Here is a 15,032-nt window from a genome sequence, read left to right as displayed (position 1 = left end):
TCACATCGGAGAAAGTACGGTGCCAACGGGCACGGGCGCAGCAATTGTATGCGCCGCCTGGCAACATGGGCAACCTGTCTTGCTATGCCGCCTTGCGCCAGCCATGCATCAGCCCATGCGCAGCCAGCCCCGCCGCCAGTCCCCACAGGGCGCCGCCCACGCCCAGCAGGGTCACGTTCGCGGCCGTGGCCAGGAAAGTAATCAGGGCCGTTTCGCGCATGCGCGCGTCCGCCATCGCCTGCGCCAGGCTGTTGCCGATGGCGCCCAGCAGGGCCAGGCCCGCCAGCGCCGTGATGAAGGGGCGCGGCAAGACCATGAACAGGCTGGCCAGGGTCACGCCAAAGATGCCCACGAGGATGTACAGCACGCCGCACACCAGGCCCGCCACATAGCGCTTCGACGGGTCCGCATGGGCATCCTTGCCCGTGCAGATGGCGGCCGTGATGGCGGCCACATTGAAGGCGTGCGCGCCGAACGGCGCCATGAGCAGCGAACCGAGGCCCGTCACCGTCAAAATCGGATTGGCGCTGACGGCGTAGCCGTCATTGCGCAGCACCAGCATGCCGGGCATGTATTGCCCCGTCAGCGTAATCAGGAACAGGGGCAGCGCCACGCCCAGCAGCGACGCCACGGAAAAGCGCGGCATCTCGAACACGGGTGCGGCCAGGGCCAGTTCGATGCCTTGCGCATCGATGCGCCCCTGCGCCAGCAGCAGGGCCAGACCGATCAGCATGATGCCCACCACGGCAAAACGTGCCGTAAAACGACGCAGCACGGCGTACGACAGCAGCAATACGACGACCAGCACGGGATCGGCGCTGGCGCCGCCAAACGCGTTGACGCCAAACTGCAGCAGGATGCCGGCCAGCAAACCGGCGGCGATGCCGCCAGGAATCAGCCGCACCAGGCGCTCGAAGGCGCCGGACATGCCCAGCACAATGAAGGCGATGGCGGAAATGATATACGCGCCGATCACCTCGGCATACGGCGTATGCGGCATGACGGTGGCCAGGAAAGCCACGCCGGGCGTGGACCAGGCCGTGATGATGGGAGCGCGGTAGCGGTAGCTGAGCCAGATGCCCGTCACGCCCACGCCGATGCTCAGCGACCAGACCCAGGACGCCGTCTGCGCGGCGCTCAGCTGGGCCAGCTGGGCCGCCTGGAACACCAGCACGAAGGTGCCGCCATAGTTTACGAGGACGGAGATGAAGGCGGCCATGGCGGGGGACGCCAGGTCGCGCCAGCGCGCCCGGTCGGCCATCGCGGCGGTGGTGGTGGTGGTGGTGGTGATGGTGGTTGCTGTCATGTGTATGCCCCTGCCATTGAAAGGGAGCATCTTAATGGTCGCATGGACTGCCCAGGCATGCCAATTTATTCACATCCAACAGACCACTTGAACAATCAACCCAGCGCGCGGGCCAGGCGGACGATGCCGCTGTCGATCTCATGCGGGGTCAAGGCCGCAAAGCCCAGCAGCCAGCCACCGCGTTCCGGTGGCGTCGCGTACAAGCGGCTCAGGCCCGGCAGCACGATGCCCGCCTGCGCCGCCAGGCGCAGCGTGTCCAGCTCGTCCCTGCCGTCGTGCAGCAGACATGGCATCTGCAAGCCGCCCGGCGGCAGCTGCGCCGTGACGACGTGCGGCAAATGCCGCTGCACGGCCTGCGCCATCGCATCGCGGCGCACGGCGTAGACCTTGCGCATGGCGCGCACATGGGCAGCGAAATGGCCATCGGCGATGAAACGGGCCAGTGTCAGCTGGTCCAGCTGCGGCGTATGACCATCGAGAATGCTGCGCGCATACGTCATCGGTTTCACCAGCGCGGGCGGCAGCACCATGTAGCCGATGCGCAGACCGGGATACAGCGACTTGGCGAAGGTGCCCAGGTAAATCGTGCGCTGCTGCGTATCGAGCCCCTGCACGCAGGCCGTCGGCAAGCCCGCGTAGTGAAACTGGCTGTCGTAATCGTCTTCGATGATCCAGCCCTGACGCTCGGCGGCCCAGGCGGTCAGGGCCAGGCGGCGCTCGAGCGCCAGGGTGGCGCCCGTCGGGTATTGATGCGACGGCGTGACGTAAATCGTGCTGGCCCCGCTGCGGTCCGCGCGCAGGTGGTCGATGGACAAGCCATGCGCATCGACGGGCACGGGCACGATCTGCAATTGCGCCATCTCGAAGGCCTTGCGCGCGCCGAAATAGCCGGGATCTTCCATCAGGATGGGGCCATGCGCATCGGCCAGCACCTGCGCGCACAGGTACAGCGCCTGGCGCGTGCTGCTCAGCACCAGCACCTGGCCGGCCGTGGCCCGCGCGCCCCGCTCCAGGTTCACATAGTCGGCGATGGCCTGGCGCAGCGGCTCCGCGCCTTGCGGGTCGCCGTGCAGCAGCATGCCCGCATGGTGTTCGCCGGCCGCCTGGCGCCGCAAGCGCTCCCACACGTCGAGCGGAAAGGCCCGCGTTTCCGGCAAGCCCGTGGCAAACTCCTTCACGCTTTGCTGGTCGGCCACGCCGCCGCTGGCGAGTATCTGCGCGCCGCGCGCGCTGAGCGCCACCGGCTGCGCGGACAAGGACGGCAGCGTCGTCGCAGGCTTGCCCAGCAAGCTCGCGCCTATCGTCGGCGAGACGAAACTGCCCGATCCCGCCTGCCGCCGCAGATAGCCATCGAGACGCAGCTGCGCATACGCCATTTCCACCGTGTCGCGCGACACGCCCAGCGATTGCGCCAGCGTGCGCGTGGCCGGCAGGCGCACGCCGGGCGCCAGCACGCCGTCGAGTATCAGCTGGCGTAGCGCGCGCTGCACGCGCACGCGCAGGTCGAGCGCCGACAGTCCGGGAGCGGCGAGGCGGATTTTCAGGGTGTCGAGTTCGAACTGCGGCGTCATATGGCCTTGGCGCGCGCCGCATCCACGGCCGCCATGCTGCTGGCCAGCGAAAAGCCGTGCTGCTGCAGCACCGCCACCAGCTGTTCGCCGGCGCAGCCCAGGCGCAGGTTTTCCGCCACCCAGTCCTGCCACTCGCGGCTGATGTCCGGCATCGGTTCATCGTCCAAGGTCAGACCGAGTATGCAGCTGGCCAGCAAGCCGTTGATGCGCTTCGTGTCGATCAGGTGCTGCACCACCGCGTGGCCCGAGTGGGGGAACGGATGCAGGGTGCAGCGGCCAAATGGCGCCAGGCGCTGTGCGTGCATGGCGTCGAGGTTGACCGATTCGCTGGCACTGCCTCCCGCGTTGGCCGCGTCAGGCCGGGTGCCGAACAGCAGGTGCATCCGCGTATATTCGGTGGCCCTGGCGCGGCACAGGGCCGCCAGGTCATAGTAACCAGAGAGCGGCGGGTCTTGCGCCAGCGATTCCATCACGGGCAGCCAGCGCAGTTCGTGGTACAAACGCGCCTGCTGCACGTCGAGAAAAGACAGCGGCCCGAAGGCGACGATTTGCTGCGCCTCGAGCAGCAAGCCATACATGACGGCCGCGTACGCGCCCATGGACTGGCCGAGGGTGGTGACGGTACTTGGCGCGATGCGGCGCACGAGCTCGCGCAAGGCTTGCGCCGATTCATCCACGTGGCTGCCCAGCCCCGCGATGCGGCGGTGGTACCAGGCGTTGCCCGAATCGCGCACGAGTATCTTGTTCAGATGCTGGCCGCTGGCCTGCTCGAGCTTTCTCAGGCGCCCGTAAAAATCGAAGGCGGGACGCGTGGTCCACGAGACGAAGCCGAAGGCGATGACCAGCGGCGCGCCGGGCACGATGCGGTCGACCAGCACGTCGTCGCCAGTGGTGGCGACCAGTCGGTTATCCAGCGCTTGCGCTTCCAGCATCGGCCCGGCTCCCCGATCAAGGTTAAAACAATGGAAAGCATGAGTTTAATGCCAGGACTGGCAAAATGGAAACAATTGCCGCTGCCGTGCGCTGAACGGCACGGAAAACCTGCTAGTCTGCGGGCATTCCCCCCCTCACAGGAGACTTCCATGCTGCATCACCTCAAATACCTTTCCCTCGCCGCCGCCATCGCCATGGCCGGCGGCTGCGCCGCCACCTCCGACAGCGCCAGGCCGGACACGGGCCTGGCGCCCACGTACAGCCTGACGAATACCTACTGGAAGCTGACGGAACTCGATGGCGCCCCCGTGACGATGGCGCCCGGGCAGGAGCGCGAAGTGCGCATCACGCTCACCGACGATGGCAAGGTCCATGGTTTTACGGGCTGCAACCAGGTCATGGGCGGCTACACGCTGGCCGGCACGGCCCTGCGCTTCACGCAGCTGGCGGGCACGCGCATGGCCTGCCCGCCGCCGCTGATGCAGCTGGAAAGCGCCGTGCTGGCCAATTTGAACAGCGTGACGGGCTACCGTTTCGATGGCGAATACCTGATTTTGCTCAAGGATGGCGCGCCCGTGGCCCGCTTTGAATCGGTCTACCTGTGAAATAAAAACCGGCTGCCGTTACAATGGCTTCCAGCCCATCAATTGGAAGGAAGCCATGTCCGCACTGCCCTCGCCGTCGTCATCCCCAACACCATCGGCCGCCGGCCGCTACCGGGCTTTTCTTTTTGACATGGACGGCACCGTCATCAATTCCATCGCCGCCGCCGAACGCATCTGGGGCACCTGGGCGCAGCGCCAGGGCCTCGACGTGGCTGCCTTTCTGCCCACCATCCATGGCGCGCGCTCGGTCGACACCATCGCCAAGCTGCGCTTGCCCGGCGTCGATGCGCAGCGCGAATCGCAGGGCATCACGGATGCGGAAATCATCGATGTGGAAGGGATTATTGAAATCGCGGGCGCGCTGCGTTTTTTGACGTCGCTGCCGCCCGCGCAATGGGCCATCGTCACTTCGGCGCCGCGCGCGCTGGCCACGGCGCGCCTGAAGGCGGCCGGCATGCCGATACCCGCCATCATGGTGACGGCGGAAGACGTCAAGGCCGGTAAACCAAAACCCGATTGCTACCTGCTGGCAGCGGAAAAACTGGGCGTGGCGCCAGTGGATTGCCTGGTGTTCGAGGATGCCTCGGTCGGCATCGAGGCGGGAGAAGCGGCCGGCGCGAAGGTCATCGTCGTCACTGCCACGCATGCGCACCCGCTGGCCACGCGCCACCCGGCCATCGCCAGCTATGAAGGCATCGTGGCGACCGTCGATGGCGATGGCTTCATCGTGCTGGCGCAGTCATCTGACCCTGCGGCTGCAGCACCCGCGACAAGATAGCCTGCTCCAGCGCGGCGAAGGCCGCATGGCCGCGCTGACGCGGGCGCGGCAAGTCCACCCGCACATCCAGGGTGATCTGGCCATCCTCGATCAGCAGCACGCGGTCGGCCAGCGCCACCGCTTCGGCCACGTCGTGCGTCACCAGCACGGCCGTAAAGCCCCGCGCCAGCCACAGCGACTCGATCAGCTGCTGCATCTCGATGCGCGTCAAGGCGTCGAGCGCGCCCAATGGTTCGTCGAGCAGCAGCAGTTGCGGCTCGTGCACGAGCGCGCGCGCCAGCGCCACGCGCTGCTTCTGCCCGCCTGACAGGGCCGACGGCCAGTCGTCCGCCCGCTCGGCCAGGCCCACCGTCCACAGCGAGGCGGCGGCCGCGCCGACGGAACGGGGCAAGCCCAGGGCCACGTTGTCGAGCACCGTCTTCCATGGCAGCAGGCGCGACTCCTGGAACATGATGCGGATGTCGGGCGCGCCCAGGCCGGAACCGATGGCGAGCGTGCCTTCATCGATGCTTTCCAGGCCCGCGATCGCACGCAGCAAGGTGCTCTTGCCGCAGCCGCTGCGCCCCACGATGGCGACAAATTCGCCCGCTTCCAGCTGCAGGCCGATGTTTTTCAGCACGGGGCGGGTGGTGTAGGATTTGCTCAGCTTCGTCAGTTCCAGGGGAACGCCGCGCCGTTGCAAAGGGGTGGATGGCGCCGTCTTCGCCTGCGGCGGCGCACTGGCCGGGTCGTATTGCACGAAGTGCGACAAAAAATCCGTTTCGATCTGGATGGGGGCAAGCAGCATGGTGTCCTCTTCAATCATTAGCGGTAAGCGGGATTCCAGCGCAGGCAGTGGCGCTCCAGCCGGCGCGAGAACATATCGGCCAGCTTGCCCAGCAAGGCGTACAGCAAAATCCCCACCAGCACCACGTCCGTTTGCAAGAATTCGCGCGCATTCATGGTCATGTAGCCGATGCCGGCCTGCGCCGAGATGGTTTCGGCGACGATCAGCAGCACCCACACGAGCCCCAGCGAAAAGCGCACGCCGACCAGGATGGAGGGCATGGCGGCCGGCAGGATGACGTCGCGGTACAAAGGCCAGCCGGACAAGCCATAGCTTTTCGCCATTTCGATCAAGCCCTGGTCGGCCGAGCGGATGCCGTGGAAGGTATTCAGGTAGACGGGAAAAAACACGCCGACGGCCAGCAGAAAGAGTTTCGCCGTCTCGTCGATGCCGAACCACAGGATCACCAGCGGAATCAGGGCCAATGCCGGGATGTTGCGCACCATTTGCAATGTCGTGTCGAGCAGGGTTTCCGCGTGGCGGAAGCTGCCCGTCAATAGGCCCAGCAGCAAGCCCAGTCCCGCGCCGACGGCGAAACCGACCGTCGCGCGCCACAAGCTCGTCTTCAGGTGCAGCCACAATTCGCCCGACACGGCCAGATGCCAGAAGGCTTTCGCCACGGCCCACGGCTCGGGCAGGATGCGGCTCGACAGCCAGCCCCACTGCGCCGCCAGCTGCCAGGCCAGCAGCAGCGCCACGGGCAAGGCCCATGGCGCCAAGACATTCCGCCATGGCGTGCCGGGCAACCTCTTGACGGCGGCCGTCGCCATCTCAGGCCGCCTTTTTCTGCGGCGCGACCGGCACGATATTGCTGGCCATGACTTCGCCGAAGGGGCCGCTCAAGGATTGCTCGCCCACGGCCTTGCCCTTGCCCAGCAGCGGGAACACCAGTTCGGCGAAACGGTACGACTCTTCCAGGTGCGGGTAGCCCGAGAAAATGAAGGTGTCGATGCCCAGGTCCGCGTATTCCTGCATGCGCGCCACCACGGTCGGACCGTCGCCAACCAGGGCCGTGCCCGCGCCGCCACGCACCAGGCCCACGCCGGCCCACAGGTTCGGAGACACTTCGAGCTTGTCGCGCCGCCCGCCATGCAGGGCCGCCATCCGTTGCTGGCCCACGGAATCCATCTTGCCGAACGCCGCCTGCGCCTTGGCGATGATGTCGTCGTCCAGGTGGCTGATCAATTCATCGGCCGCGCGCCAGGCCGCCTCGTTCGTCTCGCGCACGATCACGTGCAATCGGATGCCAAACCGTACCGTGCGGCCTTTTTTTGCGGCACGCGCGCGGATGTCGGCGATTTTCTCGGCGACTGCGGCGGGCGGCTCGCCCCACGTCAGGTACACGTCCATCTGCCCGGCCGCCAGTTCGTGCGCCGGCTCCGACGAGCCGCCGAAATACAGGGGCGGATACGGTTTCTGCACGGGCGGATACAGGGTTTTCGCGCCCTTCACCTGGATATGCTTGCCCTCGAAGTCGTAGCCGGCCGCGCCGCCCTCGCCCTCCAGGGTGGCGCGCCACACCTTGATGAATTCATCGGAAATTTCATAGCGCTTGGCGTGGTCGGCAAACAGGCCGTCCGCTTCCAGCTCGCCCTGGTCGCCGCCCGTGACGACGTTGATCAGCAGGCGCCCGTTCGACAGGCGGTCGAACGTGGACGCCATGCGCACGGCCAGGCCGGGCGTGGACAGGCCGGGGCGCACGGCCACGAGGAACTTGAGCTTTTGCGTCACGCTGATCAGCGACGACGCCACCACCCACGCGTCTTCGCAGGAGCGGCCCGTCGGCAGCAGCACGCCGTCGTAGCCCAGCGTGTCGGCGGCCACCGCCACCTGGCGCAGATAATCGGCATCGACGGGGCGCGCGCCCTGCGACGTACCCAGGTAGCGGCTGTCGCCGTGGGTCGGAATAAACCAGAAGACATTCAATGACATGATATTTGTTCCTTATTTTGCGCTGGTGGCCAGCTGACGCGCCGGCAGCAGCGCATCCTTGACAAGGATGGGTTTCGGGATCAGCTTCAGGCTGGAAAAGGCGTCGGCCACCCTTTGCTGCGAGGCGATGACGTCGGGCGACACGGGTTTGACGCCATACGCATAGCGCGAGGCGGCCAGCGCCACCACATCCTTGCCCAGCCCCGTCTGCGCCGACAGGATCGTCGCCACCTCGTCCGGATTGTTGCGGCCCCAGTCATCGACCTTGGCCACTTCATCGAGCACGATGCGCAGGATCTCGGGATTTTTTTCCGCATACGTGCGCGAGGCGAGATAAAACTGGTAATTCGCCACCAGGCCCTTGCCGTCGGCCAGCACGCGGGCGCCCAGCTGCTTTTCGGCGGCGGCCAGGAACGGGTCCCAGATGGCCCAGGCGTCCACGCTGCCCCGCTCGAAAGCGGCGCGCGCATCGGCCGGCGGCAGGAACACGGGCTGGATGTCGGCGTACGCGACGCCTGCCTTTTCCAATGCCTTCAACAGCAGGTAATGCACGTTCGAGCCCTTGTTCAGGGCGATTTTCTTGCCCTTCAAGTCGGCCAGGGTGCGCAAGCCCGAACCCTTGGGCACGACGATGGCTTCGCTGGCGGGCGACGCCGGCTCATTGCCGACATACACCAGGTTGGCGCCGGCCGCCTGGGCAAAGATCGGCGGCGCCTCGCCCACGGTACCGAAATCGATGCTGCCGACGTTCAAGCCTTCCAGCAGCACGGGGCCGGCCGGGAACTCCGTCCATTTCACGCCCACGCCCTGCTCGGCCAGGCGTTTTTCCAGGGTGCCGCGCCCCTTCAACAAGGTCAGGGTGCCGTATTTCTGATAACCGATGCGGACCTCCCCCTTGGCCTGCGCCTGCGCCGTGGCCGGCATGCCGGCCGCCATCACGCCGGCAGCGGCGGCAAACAGCAAGCCCAGAGTGGTACGGCGCGAGAGGCGTTGTGCGTGGCGGTGTGTCATGGCGGTTCCTTGGTCGGTGAATAATCAGGCGGCTTGATACTGAGGGGCGTAAGGCTGGTCTTGCAGCGAACGCACGGGTAACGAGATATCGACTGGCGCGGGCGGACGCCGGCCCTGCAGCACGAACAGGCCGGTGGACAGCTCCTCGATACCGGCCTGCACGCGCGCGGCAATCGGCGCGTCCAGGCTCAAGCCCCCCTCTTCGTGCCACGCCAGCTGCTGCGCATTGGCATAGATGCTGGTGAAGACCTGCTTGGCGCCCAGCGCATGCAGCACGGGGCGCAGCGCATAGTCGAGCGCCAGGGTGTGGGCGTGGCCGCCGCCCGTGGCCAGCGGCAGCACCAGCTTGCCGGCCAGGCCATCTTGCGGCAGCAGGTCGAGGAAGGCTTTCAGCAAGCCTGTATACGACGCCTTGTAGATGGGCGTGGCGATCACGATGGCGTCGGCATCGGCCACGGTGCGCACGGCGCGGGCGATCGCCGCGTCGTCGTAGTCGGCCAGCAGCAGGGCGCGCGCCGGCAGGTCGCGCACGTGCAGCTTGGCGTAGCTGTGGCCCTGCAGCGCCAGCTGTTCGCCGATATGCAGCAGCAAACGGCTGGAACTCGATGGGAGTTGCGGGCTGCCGCCCAATAACAAGATGCTCATGTGATGCCCGTCCCTGTACGTGATGGTTTGATTTGGCTACTTGGATGCTTGCAGCCTATCGCCATCAGCGGCCCGATAAAACGAATGCTTTCGCGCTTCGATATGCGTTTTTTGTCTATCCGGGCCTGACGCCCCGCAAGCGAAGACGCTCCTCCCCGCATGGCTTTTTTCGCATATCCATGTGCGGTTTTCTTCGTGTACGGCGCGCCCCCGGCGGTGCAATATCGGCCTCATCGTCTTTCTGGAATGTCACCCATGTCTAGCGTTTTTCTCCATGCCGCCCGTCCTCAGCCGCCTGTACCGGAACCCCTGCAGGACGCCATCAGCATCGCCACGTTGCTGGCCGCGCGCCTGGCCGAAACGGCCAATGCCCGCGACCAGGCCGGCGGCCATGCGGCGCAGGAACGCGAATGGCTGCGCGATTCAGGCTTGCTGACCCTGTCGATTCCCGTGGAATTCGGCGGCCAGGGCGCGTCGTGGCCCCTCGTGTACCAGGTGATCCGCATCCTGGCGCGGGCCGACAGCGCGCTGGCGCATGTCTTCGCCTTCCACCATCTGCAACTGGCGGGCCTGCAGCTGTATGGCAGCGCACAGCAGCAGCGCCGCCTGCTCACCCTGACCGTCGACGAGCGCCTGTTCTGGGGCAATGCCCTCAACCCGCTAGACAAGCGCGTCACAGCCAGCGACAGCGGCGACGGCTACGTCCTCGACGGCATCAAGAGCTTTTCTTCCGGTTCCGTCGGTTCCGACTGGCTGACCATCTCCGCCTGGCACGCGCCCACGCAGACGGCGCTGATCGCCGCCCTGCCCACGCGCCAGGATGGCGTGGCCGTGCAGGCGGACTGGGACGCCTTCGGCCAGCGCCAGACGGACAGCGGCAACGTGCATTTTCAACAAGTTCATCTACCGCATGAGCTGGTGCTGCAGGCGCCCGCGCAGGCCGCCACGCCGCAAGCCACCGTGCGCTCGCAGATCGCGCAACTGATCATGGCGAACCTATACCTGGGCATCGCCGAAGGCGCGTTCGAGGCGGCGCGCCGCTACACGGGCGAGCAGGCGAAAGCCTGGTTTGCCTCGGGCGTGGCGCAAGCCACGGATGACCCTTTGATACAGCACCGCTACGGCCAGCTGTGGCTCTTGCTGCGCCCCGCGCAAGTGCTGGCCGACGCGGCGGCGCAGGAACTGGAAAAGGTCTTCCGCAAGGGCGCGCTGGTGACGGCGCGCGAACGGGGCTTGCTGGCCGTGGCCGTGGCCGAGGCCAAGTGCCTGGCACACAAGGCGGGACTGGAAATCAGCAGCCAGATGTTCGAACTGACGGGCGCCCGCTCCACCTCGGCCCAATATGGCTTCGACCGCTACTGGCGCAACGTGCGCGTGCATACCCTGCATGACCCCATCGACTACAAGCTGCGCGACCTGGGACGCTTTGCCTTGACCGGCACGGTGCCCGAGCCGACGGCATATTCGTAAAACCACGGCCTGGGCGAATCGATACATTTGCGCCGCAGGCAATTTAACGGACTTCCGGGGTCAGACCCGGCGGGTCTGACCCCAGTTCTTCACTAAGCAGGAGTTAACATGACCATCGCGCGCCGCAGCATCGTCCTCACCGCCCTGACCCTGGCCTTGACGGCCAGCTTCGCCCACGCCAAGGACCCGAAAGAGATCACCATCGGCACCAGCGCCGGGCCGTATGCGGACCAGATCAAGCTGGGCATCAAGCCTATCCTGGAAAAACAGGGCTACAAGGTCAAGCTGGTCGAGTTCAACGATTACATCCAGCCAAACTTCGCGCTGGCGGAAGGTTCACTCGACGCCAACGTGTTCCAGCACATCGTCTACCTGAAAAAATTCGCGCTCGAGCACAAGCTGGCCCTGACGGACCTGATCACGATCCCCACGGCGCCGATCGCCATCTACAGCAAGAAGCACAAGACGCTGGACGACGTGAAGGAAGGCACGACGGTGGGCTTGCCGAACGATCCGACCAACCAGGCGCGCGCGCTGGTGCTGCTCGACCAGCTGGGATGGATCAAGCTGCGCGCCAGCTTCGACCCCGTGCGCGCGTCGGAAAAGGATATCGCCGTCAACACGAAGAAAATCAGGCTGCTGCCGCTGGAAGCGGCGCAGCTGCCACGCTCGCTGGGCGACACCGACTACTCCTTCATCAACGGCAATTACGCGCTGGCCTCGGGGCTGAAATTGACGGAGGCGCTGGTGGCCGAGAAAATCTCGCCCAGCTACATCAACCTGGTGGCCATCCGCACGGCCGACAAGGACAAGCAGTTCGCCAAGGACCTGGCGGCCGCCTACCGCTCGCGCGAATTCCTCGACATCACGAACAAGCACTTTGCCGGCTACTCGAAACCCGACTACCAGCAAGCCTTGCAGACGGCGGCCAAATAAGCCATGGCCAAGACGATACGCTTCAACGCCTTCCAGATGAATACTGTCGGCCACCAGTCGCCGGGACTGTGGACGCATGCGCGCGACCGCAGCCACCGCTATACCGATCCTGCGCACTGGACGGAACTGGCGCGGCTGCTGGAAGCGGGCCTGTTCGACGCGGTTTTTCTCGCCGACGTGCTGGGCGTGTATGACGTCTACCGGGGCAGCCTCGATGCGGCCCTGGAACACGGCGTGCAGGTGCCGCTGAACGACCCGCTGGCCCTCGTGCCCATCATGGCGCAGGCCACCACGCACCTGGGTTTCGGCGTCACCTGCGCCCTGACCTACGAACATCCGTACACGTTCGCGCGGCGCATTTCCACCCTCGACCACCTGACCGGCGGGCGCATCGGCTGGAATATCGTCACCGGCTACCTCGACAGCGCGGCGCGCAACCTGGGCTTGAACCAGCAGCTGGGCCACGACGAGCGCTACGATCTGGCCGACGAGTACCTCGACGTCGTCTACAAGCTGTGGGAAAAAAGCTGGGACGACGACGCCGTCGTCAACGACAAGGCGCGCGGCATCTACGCCGATCCGGCCAAGGTCCATCCGATCAACCATGCCGGGCGCCACTACCAGGTGCCCGGCATCCATTTGTGCGAGCCGTCGCCGCAGCGCACGCCGCTGCTGTACCAGGCGGGCACCTCGCCGCGCGGCACGCGCTTCGCGGCGCGCCATGCGGAAGCGACGTTTGTCAGTGGCCCCAGCAAGACGGTCGTCAAGCGCTACGCCGACGACTTGCGCGCCGCCGTGCGGCAAAGCGGCCGCGATGGCGAGGCGCTGCTGATCTACGCCCAGGCGCTGGTCATCACGGGCGCCACGGAGGCAGAAGCGCGCGCCAAACACGCCGACTATCTGCGCCACGTCAACATCGAGGCGGCGCTGGTGCTGCTGTCGGGCTGGACGGGCGTCGATTTCAGCCGCTATCCGCTCGACGCCACCATCGACTACATCGATTCCCCGGCCGGCCGCTCGGCGCTGGCCTCGTTCAGCCAGGCCGACCCGGATCGCACGTGGACGGTGCGCGAGGCCGCCGAATACATCGGCCTCGGGGGGCGCGGCCCCGTGCTCGTGGGCGACGCGCGCCAGGTGGCCGACCAGCTGGAAAGCTGGCTGGACGAGACGGGCATCGACGGCTTCAATCTCGCCTTCGCCGTGGCCCATGACAGCATGGCCGACGTGGTGGAACACATCGTGCCGGAACTGCAGCGGCGCGGCCGCTACCGCACCCGCTACGAGCAAGGCAGCCTGCGCCACAAGGTCTTCGGCCAGGGCCCGCGCCTGCGGGCCGATCACGCGGGCCGCCAGGTCAGCATCGCGCCTTCGGCCCCGCCCGGCGCCACGCTGGCCGCCGCCTGAGGGCACGCTATCCGCAGCTACCCTGACCGGCATGACTGCCAGCGTTTGCATCGCGCCCCGTTCCGTGTCAGCATATGCCACCCTGGCAACACGGATAAGGATCGCAATGCCCCTCACACCACCACGCGCGCTGGTTCTGGCCCTGCTGCTGGCCAGCTTCGCCGCCCAGGCGCAAACACCTGCCCCAGCCACGCCGCCGACGCCGGATTGCGAAGTCTGCGCCGCCTGGAATGCCGACCAGACGCCGTTCCGCATCTTCGGCAATACTTATTATGTGGGCGTGAAAGGCCTCAGTTCCGTGCTCATCACCTCGCCGCAGGGCCATGTGCTGATCGACGGCGGCTTGCCGGAATCGGCGCCGAAGATCATCGCCAATATCGGCGCGCTGGGTTTTCGCATCGAGGACGTCAAGCTGATCCTCAATTCGCACGGCCATATCGACCACGCGGGCGGCCTGGCCGAGCTGCAGCGGCGCAGCAATGCGCTGGTGGCCGCCAGCCCGTCGGCCGCGCTGGACCTGGCGTCGGGCGAAGTGGGACCGGACGACCCGCAATACCACGCGCTGCCCAAGTACCCGCCCGTCAAGGACATGCGTCTGGCGCGCGACGGCGGCCAGTTCAATGTCGGCCCCATCAAACTGACGGCGCACGCCACGCCGGGCCACACGCCCGGAGGCCTGAGCTGGACGTGGCAATCGTGCGACGGCCCCCGCTGCCTGAACATGGTCTACGCGGACAGCCTCAACGCCGTCTCGCGCCCCGGTTTCAAGTTCAGCGCCAGCAGCGAATATCCGAACGCGGTGGCGGACCTGCACCACAGCTTCGAGACCCTGGAAAAGCTGCCTTGCGACGTGCTGATCTCGGCCCACCCGGAAGCGTCGCAGCTATGGGAACGCCTGGAAGCGAGCGCCACGGCCGGCAGCGAGGCCTTCGTCGACCCGCAGGCCTGCCGCGCCTACGTGGCGGCGGCGCGCACCCTGCTCGAGGCGCGGCTGGAGCAGGAGCGATAGGCTTGTCAACCGTGCACGCCGGCGCGGCGCGTATCTGCTAATCTGGCGTCATTCATTTGAAGAAGGAAATGCCATGTTCAAGATCGCCAGACTGATTCCCCTCGCCGCCATCGTCGCCATCACGGCCGGCTGCGCCCAAACGCCCGTGCGCAGCGATGCGGCCGCCGCCGCGCCAGGCGCCACCTCGCCCGCCAAGCCGGCGCCGAAGCTGACGGGCACGCAGTGGAAGCTGAAGGAATTGAAGGGCAAGCAAGTGGTGCGCAAGGCGCCTGAACAGCGCGAAGTGACCCTGCAGTTGGCCGAAGGCCGCGCCAGCGGCCATAGCGGCTGCAACCAGATGATGGGCGGCTACACCAGCGATGGCGTCAGCACCCTGTCCTTCGGGCAGCTGGCCGGCACCATGATGATGTGCCAGCCGCAGGACATGGACCTCGAACGCGAACTCCTGACCACCCTGGGCGAAGTCAATGGCTACCGTTACGCGGACCAGGAATTGCTGCTGCTGAAGGATGGCGTGCCCGTGGCCCGCTATGAAGCGCTGACGGTGAAGTAAGGTTTTTGCAAAGCCAGGCGCCACGCCCGGCTTGAAGAGTGCCCGAAAAACGT

15 protein-coding genes are annotated in these 15,032 nt (G+C 66.3%); 7 read left to right on the top strand and 8 right to left on the bottom strand.

The annotated features are described in order from the left end of the window. Window positions 1-82: 82 nt before the first annotated feature. The 3 genes from AC1RBA_RS25470 to AC1RBA_RS25460 all read right to left on the bottom strand — a co-directional run bounded on the left by AC1RBA_RS25470 (window position 83) and on the right by AC1RBA_RS25460 (window position 3,809). The gene (locus AC1RBA_RS25470) at window positions 83-1,261 is read right to left on the bottom strand and encodes a benzoate/H(+) symporter BenE family transporter (protein WP_409028756.1); all 1,179 of its coding nucleotides are present in this window, start codon (window positions 1,259-1,261) and stop codon (window positions 83-85) included. Window positions 1,262-1,401: 140 nt separating this feature from the next. Continuing rightward, window positions 1,402-2,877: a MocR-like pyridoxine biosynthesis transcription factor PdxR gene (pdxR, locus tag AC1RBA_RS25465; protein ID WP_492420143.1), complete on the bottom strand. Its 1,476-nt coding sequence runs from the start codon at window positions 2,875-2,877 to the stop codon at window positions 1,402-1,404. After that, window positions 2,874-3,809 (bottom strand): hypothetical protein, encoded by a 936-nt coding sequence (locus AC1RBA_RS25460; protein ID WP_492420141.1) that lies wholly within the window; start codon window positions 3,807-3,809, stop codon window positions 2,874-2,876. Before AC1RBA_RS25460 ends, pdxR begins: the two co-directional genes overlap by 4 nt. Before the next feature lie 150 nt (window positions 3,810-3,959). Here AC1RBA_RS25460 and AC1RBA_RS25455 point away from each other — a divergent pair, with 150 nt between their 5' ends. Together AC1RBA_RS25455 and AC1RBA_RS25450 are read left to right on the top strand one after the other, a co-directional pair. Next, entirely contained in the window at window positions 3,960-4,415 is a 456-nt protein-coding gene (locus AC1RBA_RS25455; protein WP_230505365.1) for an META domain-containing protein, read from the top strand. 55 nt (window positions 4,416-4,470) lie between these two features. Then, entirely contained in the window at window positions 4,471-5,193 is a 723-nt protein-coding gene (locus tag AC1RBA_RS25450; RefSeq protein ID WP_070289707.1) for an HAD-IA family hydrolase, read from the top strand. On the opposite strand, the gene AC1RBA_RS25445 is transcribed toward AC1RBA_RS25450, so the two are convergent. From AC1RBA_RS25445 to ssuE, 5 genes are read right to left on the bottom strand one after another with little or no spacing between them, the layout of a single operon-like run. Continuing rightward, a complete protein-coding gene (locus AC1RBA_RS25445; protein ID WP_492420138.1) occupies window positions 5,138-5,980 on the bottom strand; it encodes an ATP-binding cassette domain-containing protein in 843 nt (280 codons plus the stop codon). The genes AC1RBA_RS25450 and AC1RBA_RS25445 overlap by 56 nt on opposite strands. A gap of 17 nt (window positions 5,981-5,997) precedes the next feature. Next, entirely contained in the window at window positions 5,998-6,789 is a 792-nt protein-coding gene (ssuC, locus tag AC1RBA_RS25440) for an aliphatic sulfonate ABC transporter permease SsuC (protein ID WP_121669099.1), read from the bottom strand. Between the two features lies 1 nt (window position 6,790). After that, complete coding sequence (ssuD, locus tag AC1RBA_RS25435; protein WP_492420136.1) at window positions 6,791-7,951, bottom strand: FMNH2-dependent alkanesulfonate monooxygenase; 1,161 nt, start codon at window positions 7,949-7,951, stop codon at window positions 6,791-6,793. Between the two features lie 12 nt (window positions 7,952-7,963). Further along, entirely contained in the window at window positions 7,964-8,962 is a 999-nt protein-coding gene (locus AC1RBA_RS25430; RefSeq protein WP_492420134.1) for a sulfonate ABC transporter substrate-binding protein, read from the bottom strand. Window positions 8,963-8,986: 24 nt separating this feature from the next. Next, entirely contained in the window at window positions 8,987-9,607 is a 621-nt protein-coding gene (gene ssuE / locus AC1RBA_RS25425; RefSeq protein WP_492420132.1) for an NADPH-dependent FMN reductase, read from the bottom strand. 255 nt (window positions 9,608-9,862) lie between these two features. On the opposite strand from ssuE, the gene AC1RBA_RS25420 reads away from it, so the two are divergent. The 5 genes from AC1RBA_RS25420 (at window position 9,863) to AC1RBA_RS25400 (ending at window position 14,979) form a co-directional block, all read left to right on the top strand. After that, window positions 9,863-11,077, top strand: coding sequence for an acyl-CoA dehydrogenase family protein (locus tag AC1RBA_RS25420; protein WP_492420130.1), 1,215 nt, complete (start codon window positions 9,863-9,865; stop codon window positions 11,075-11,077). A 108-nt stretch (window positions 11,078-11,185) separates the two neighbouring features. Continuing rightward, window positions 11,186-12,013 carry a MetQ/NlpA family ABC transporter substrate-binding protein gene (locus AC1RBA_RS25415; RefSeq protein ID WP_492420128.1) on the top strand — a complete coding sequence of 276 codons (828 nt, stop codon included), beginning with the start codon at window positions 11,186-11,188 and terminating at the stop codon, window positions 12,011-12,013. A gap of 3 nt (window positions 12,014-12,016) precedes the next feature. Next, window positions 12,017-13,417 carry an LLM class flavin-dependent oxidoreductase gene (locus tag AC1RBA_RS25410; protein WP_492420126.1) on the top strand — a complete coding sequence of 467 codons (1,401 nt, stop codon included), beginning with the start codon at window positions 12,017-12,019 and terminating at the stop codon, window positions 13,415-13,417. A 106-nt stretch (window positions 13,418-13,523) separates the two neighbouring features. Further along, window positions 13,524-14,426: a subclass B3 metallo-beta-lactamase gene (gene bla, locus AC1RBA_RS25405; RefSeq protein WP_492420124.1), complete on the top strand. Its 903-nt coding sequence runs from the start codon at window positions 13,524-13,526 to the stop codon at window positions 14,424-14,426. 73 nt (window positions 14,427-14,499) lie between these two features. Beyond that, window positions 14,500-14,979, top strand: coding sequence for an META domain-containing protein (locus tag AC1RBA_RS25400; RefSeq protein WP_492420122.1), 480 nt, complete (start codon window positions 14,500-14,502; stop codon window positions 14,977-14,979). Window positions 14,980-15,032 lie beyond the last annotated feature (53 nt).

The sequence above is a fragment of the Janthinobacterium sp. GW823-FHT03B06 genome (genome assembly GCF_058796955.1).
The sequence above is the reverse complement of the archived record's forward strand: the minus strand, read 5'-3'. Positions and strand labels throughout refer to the sequence as shown.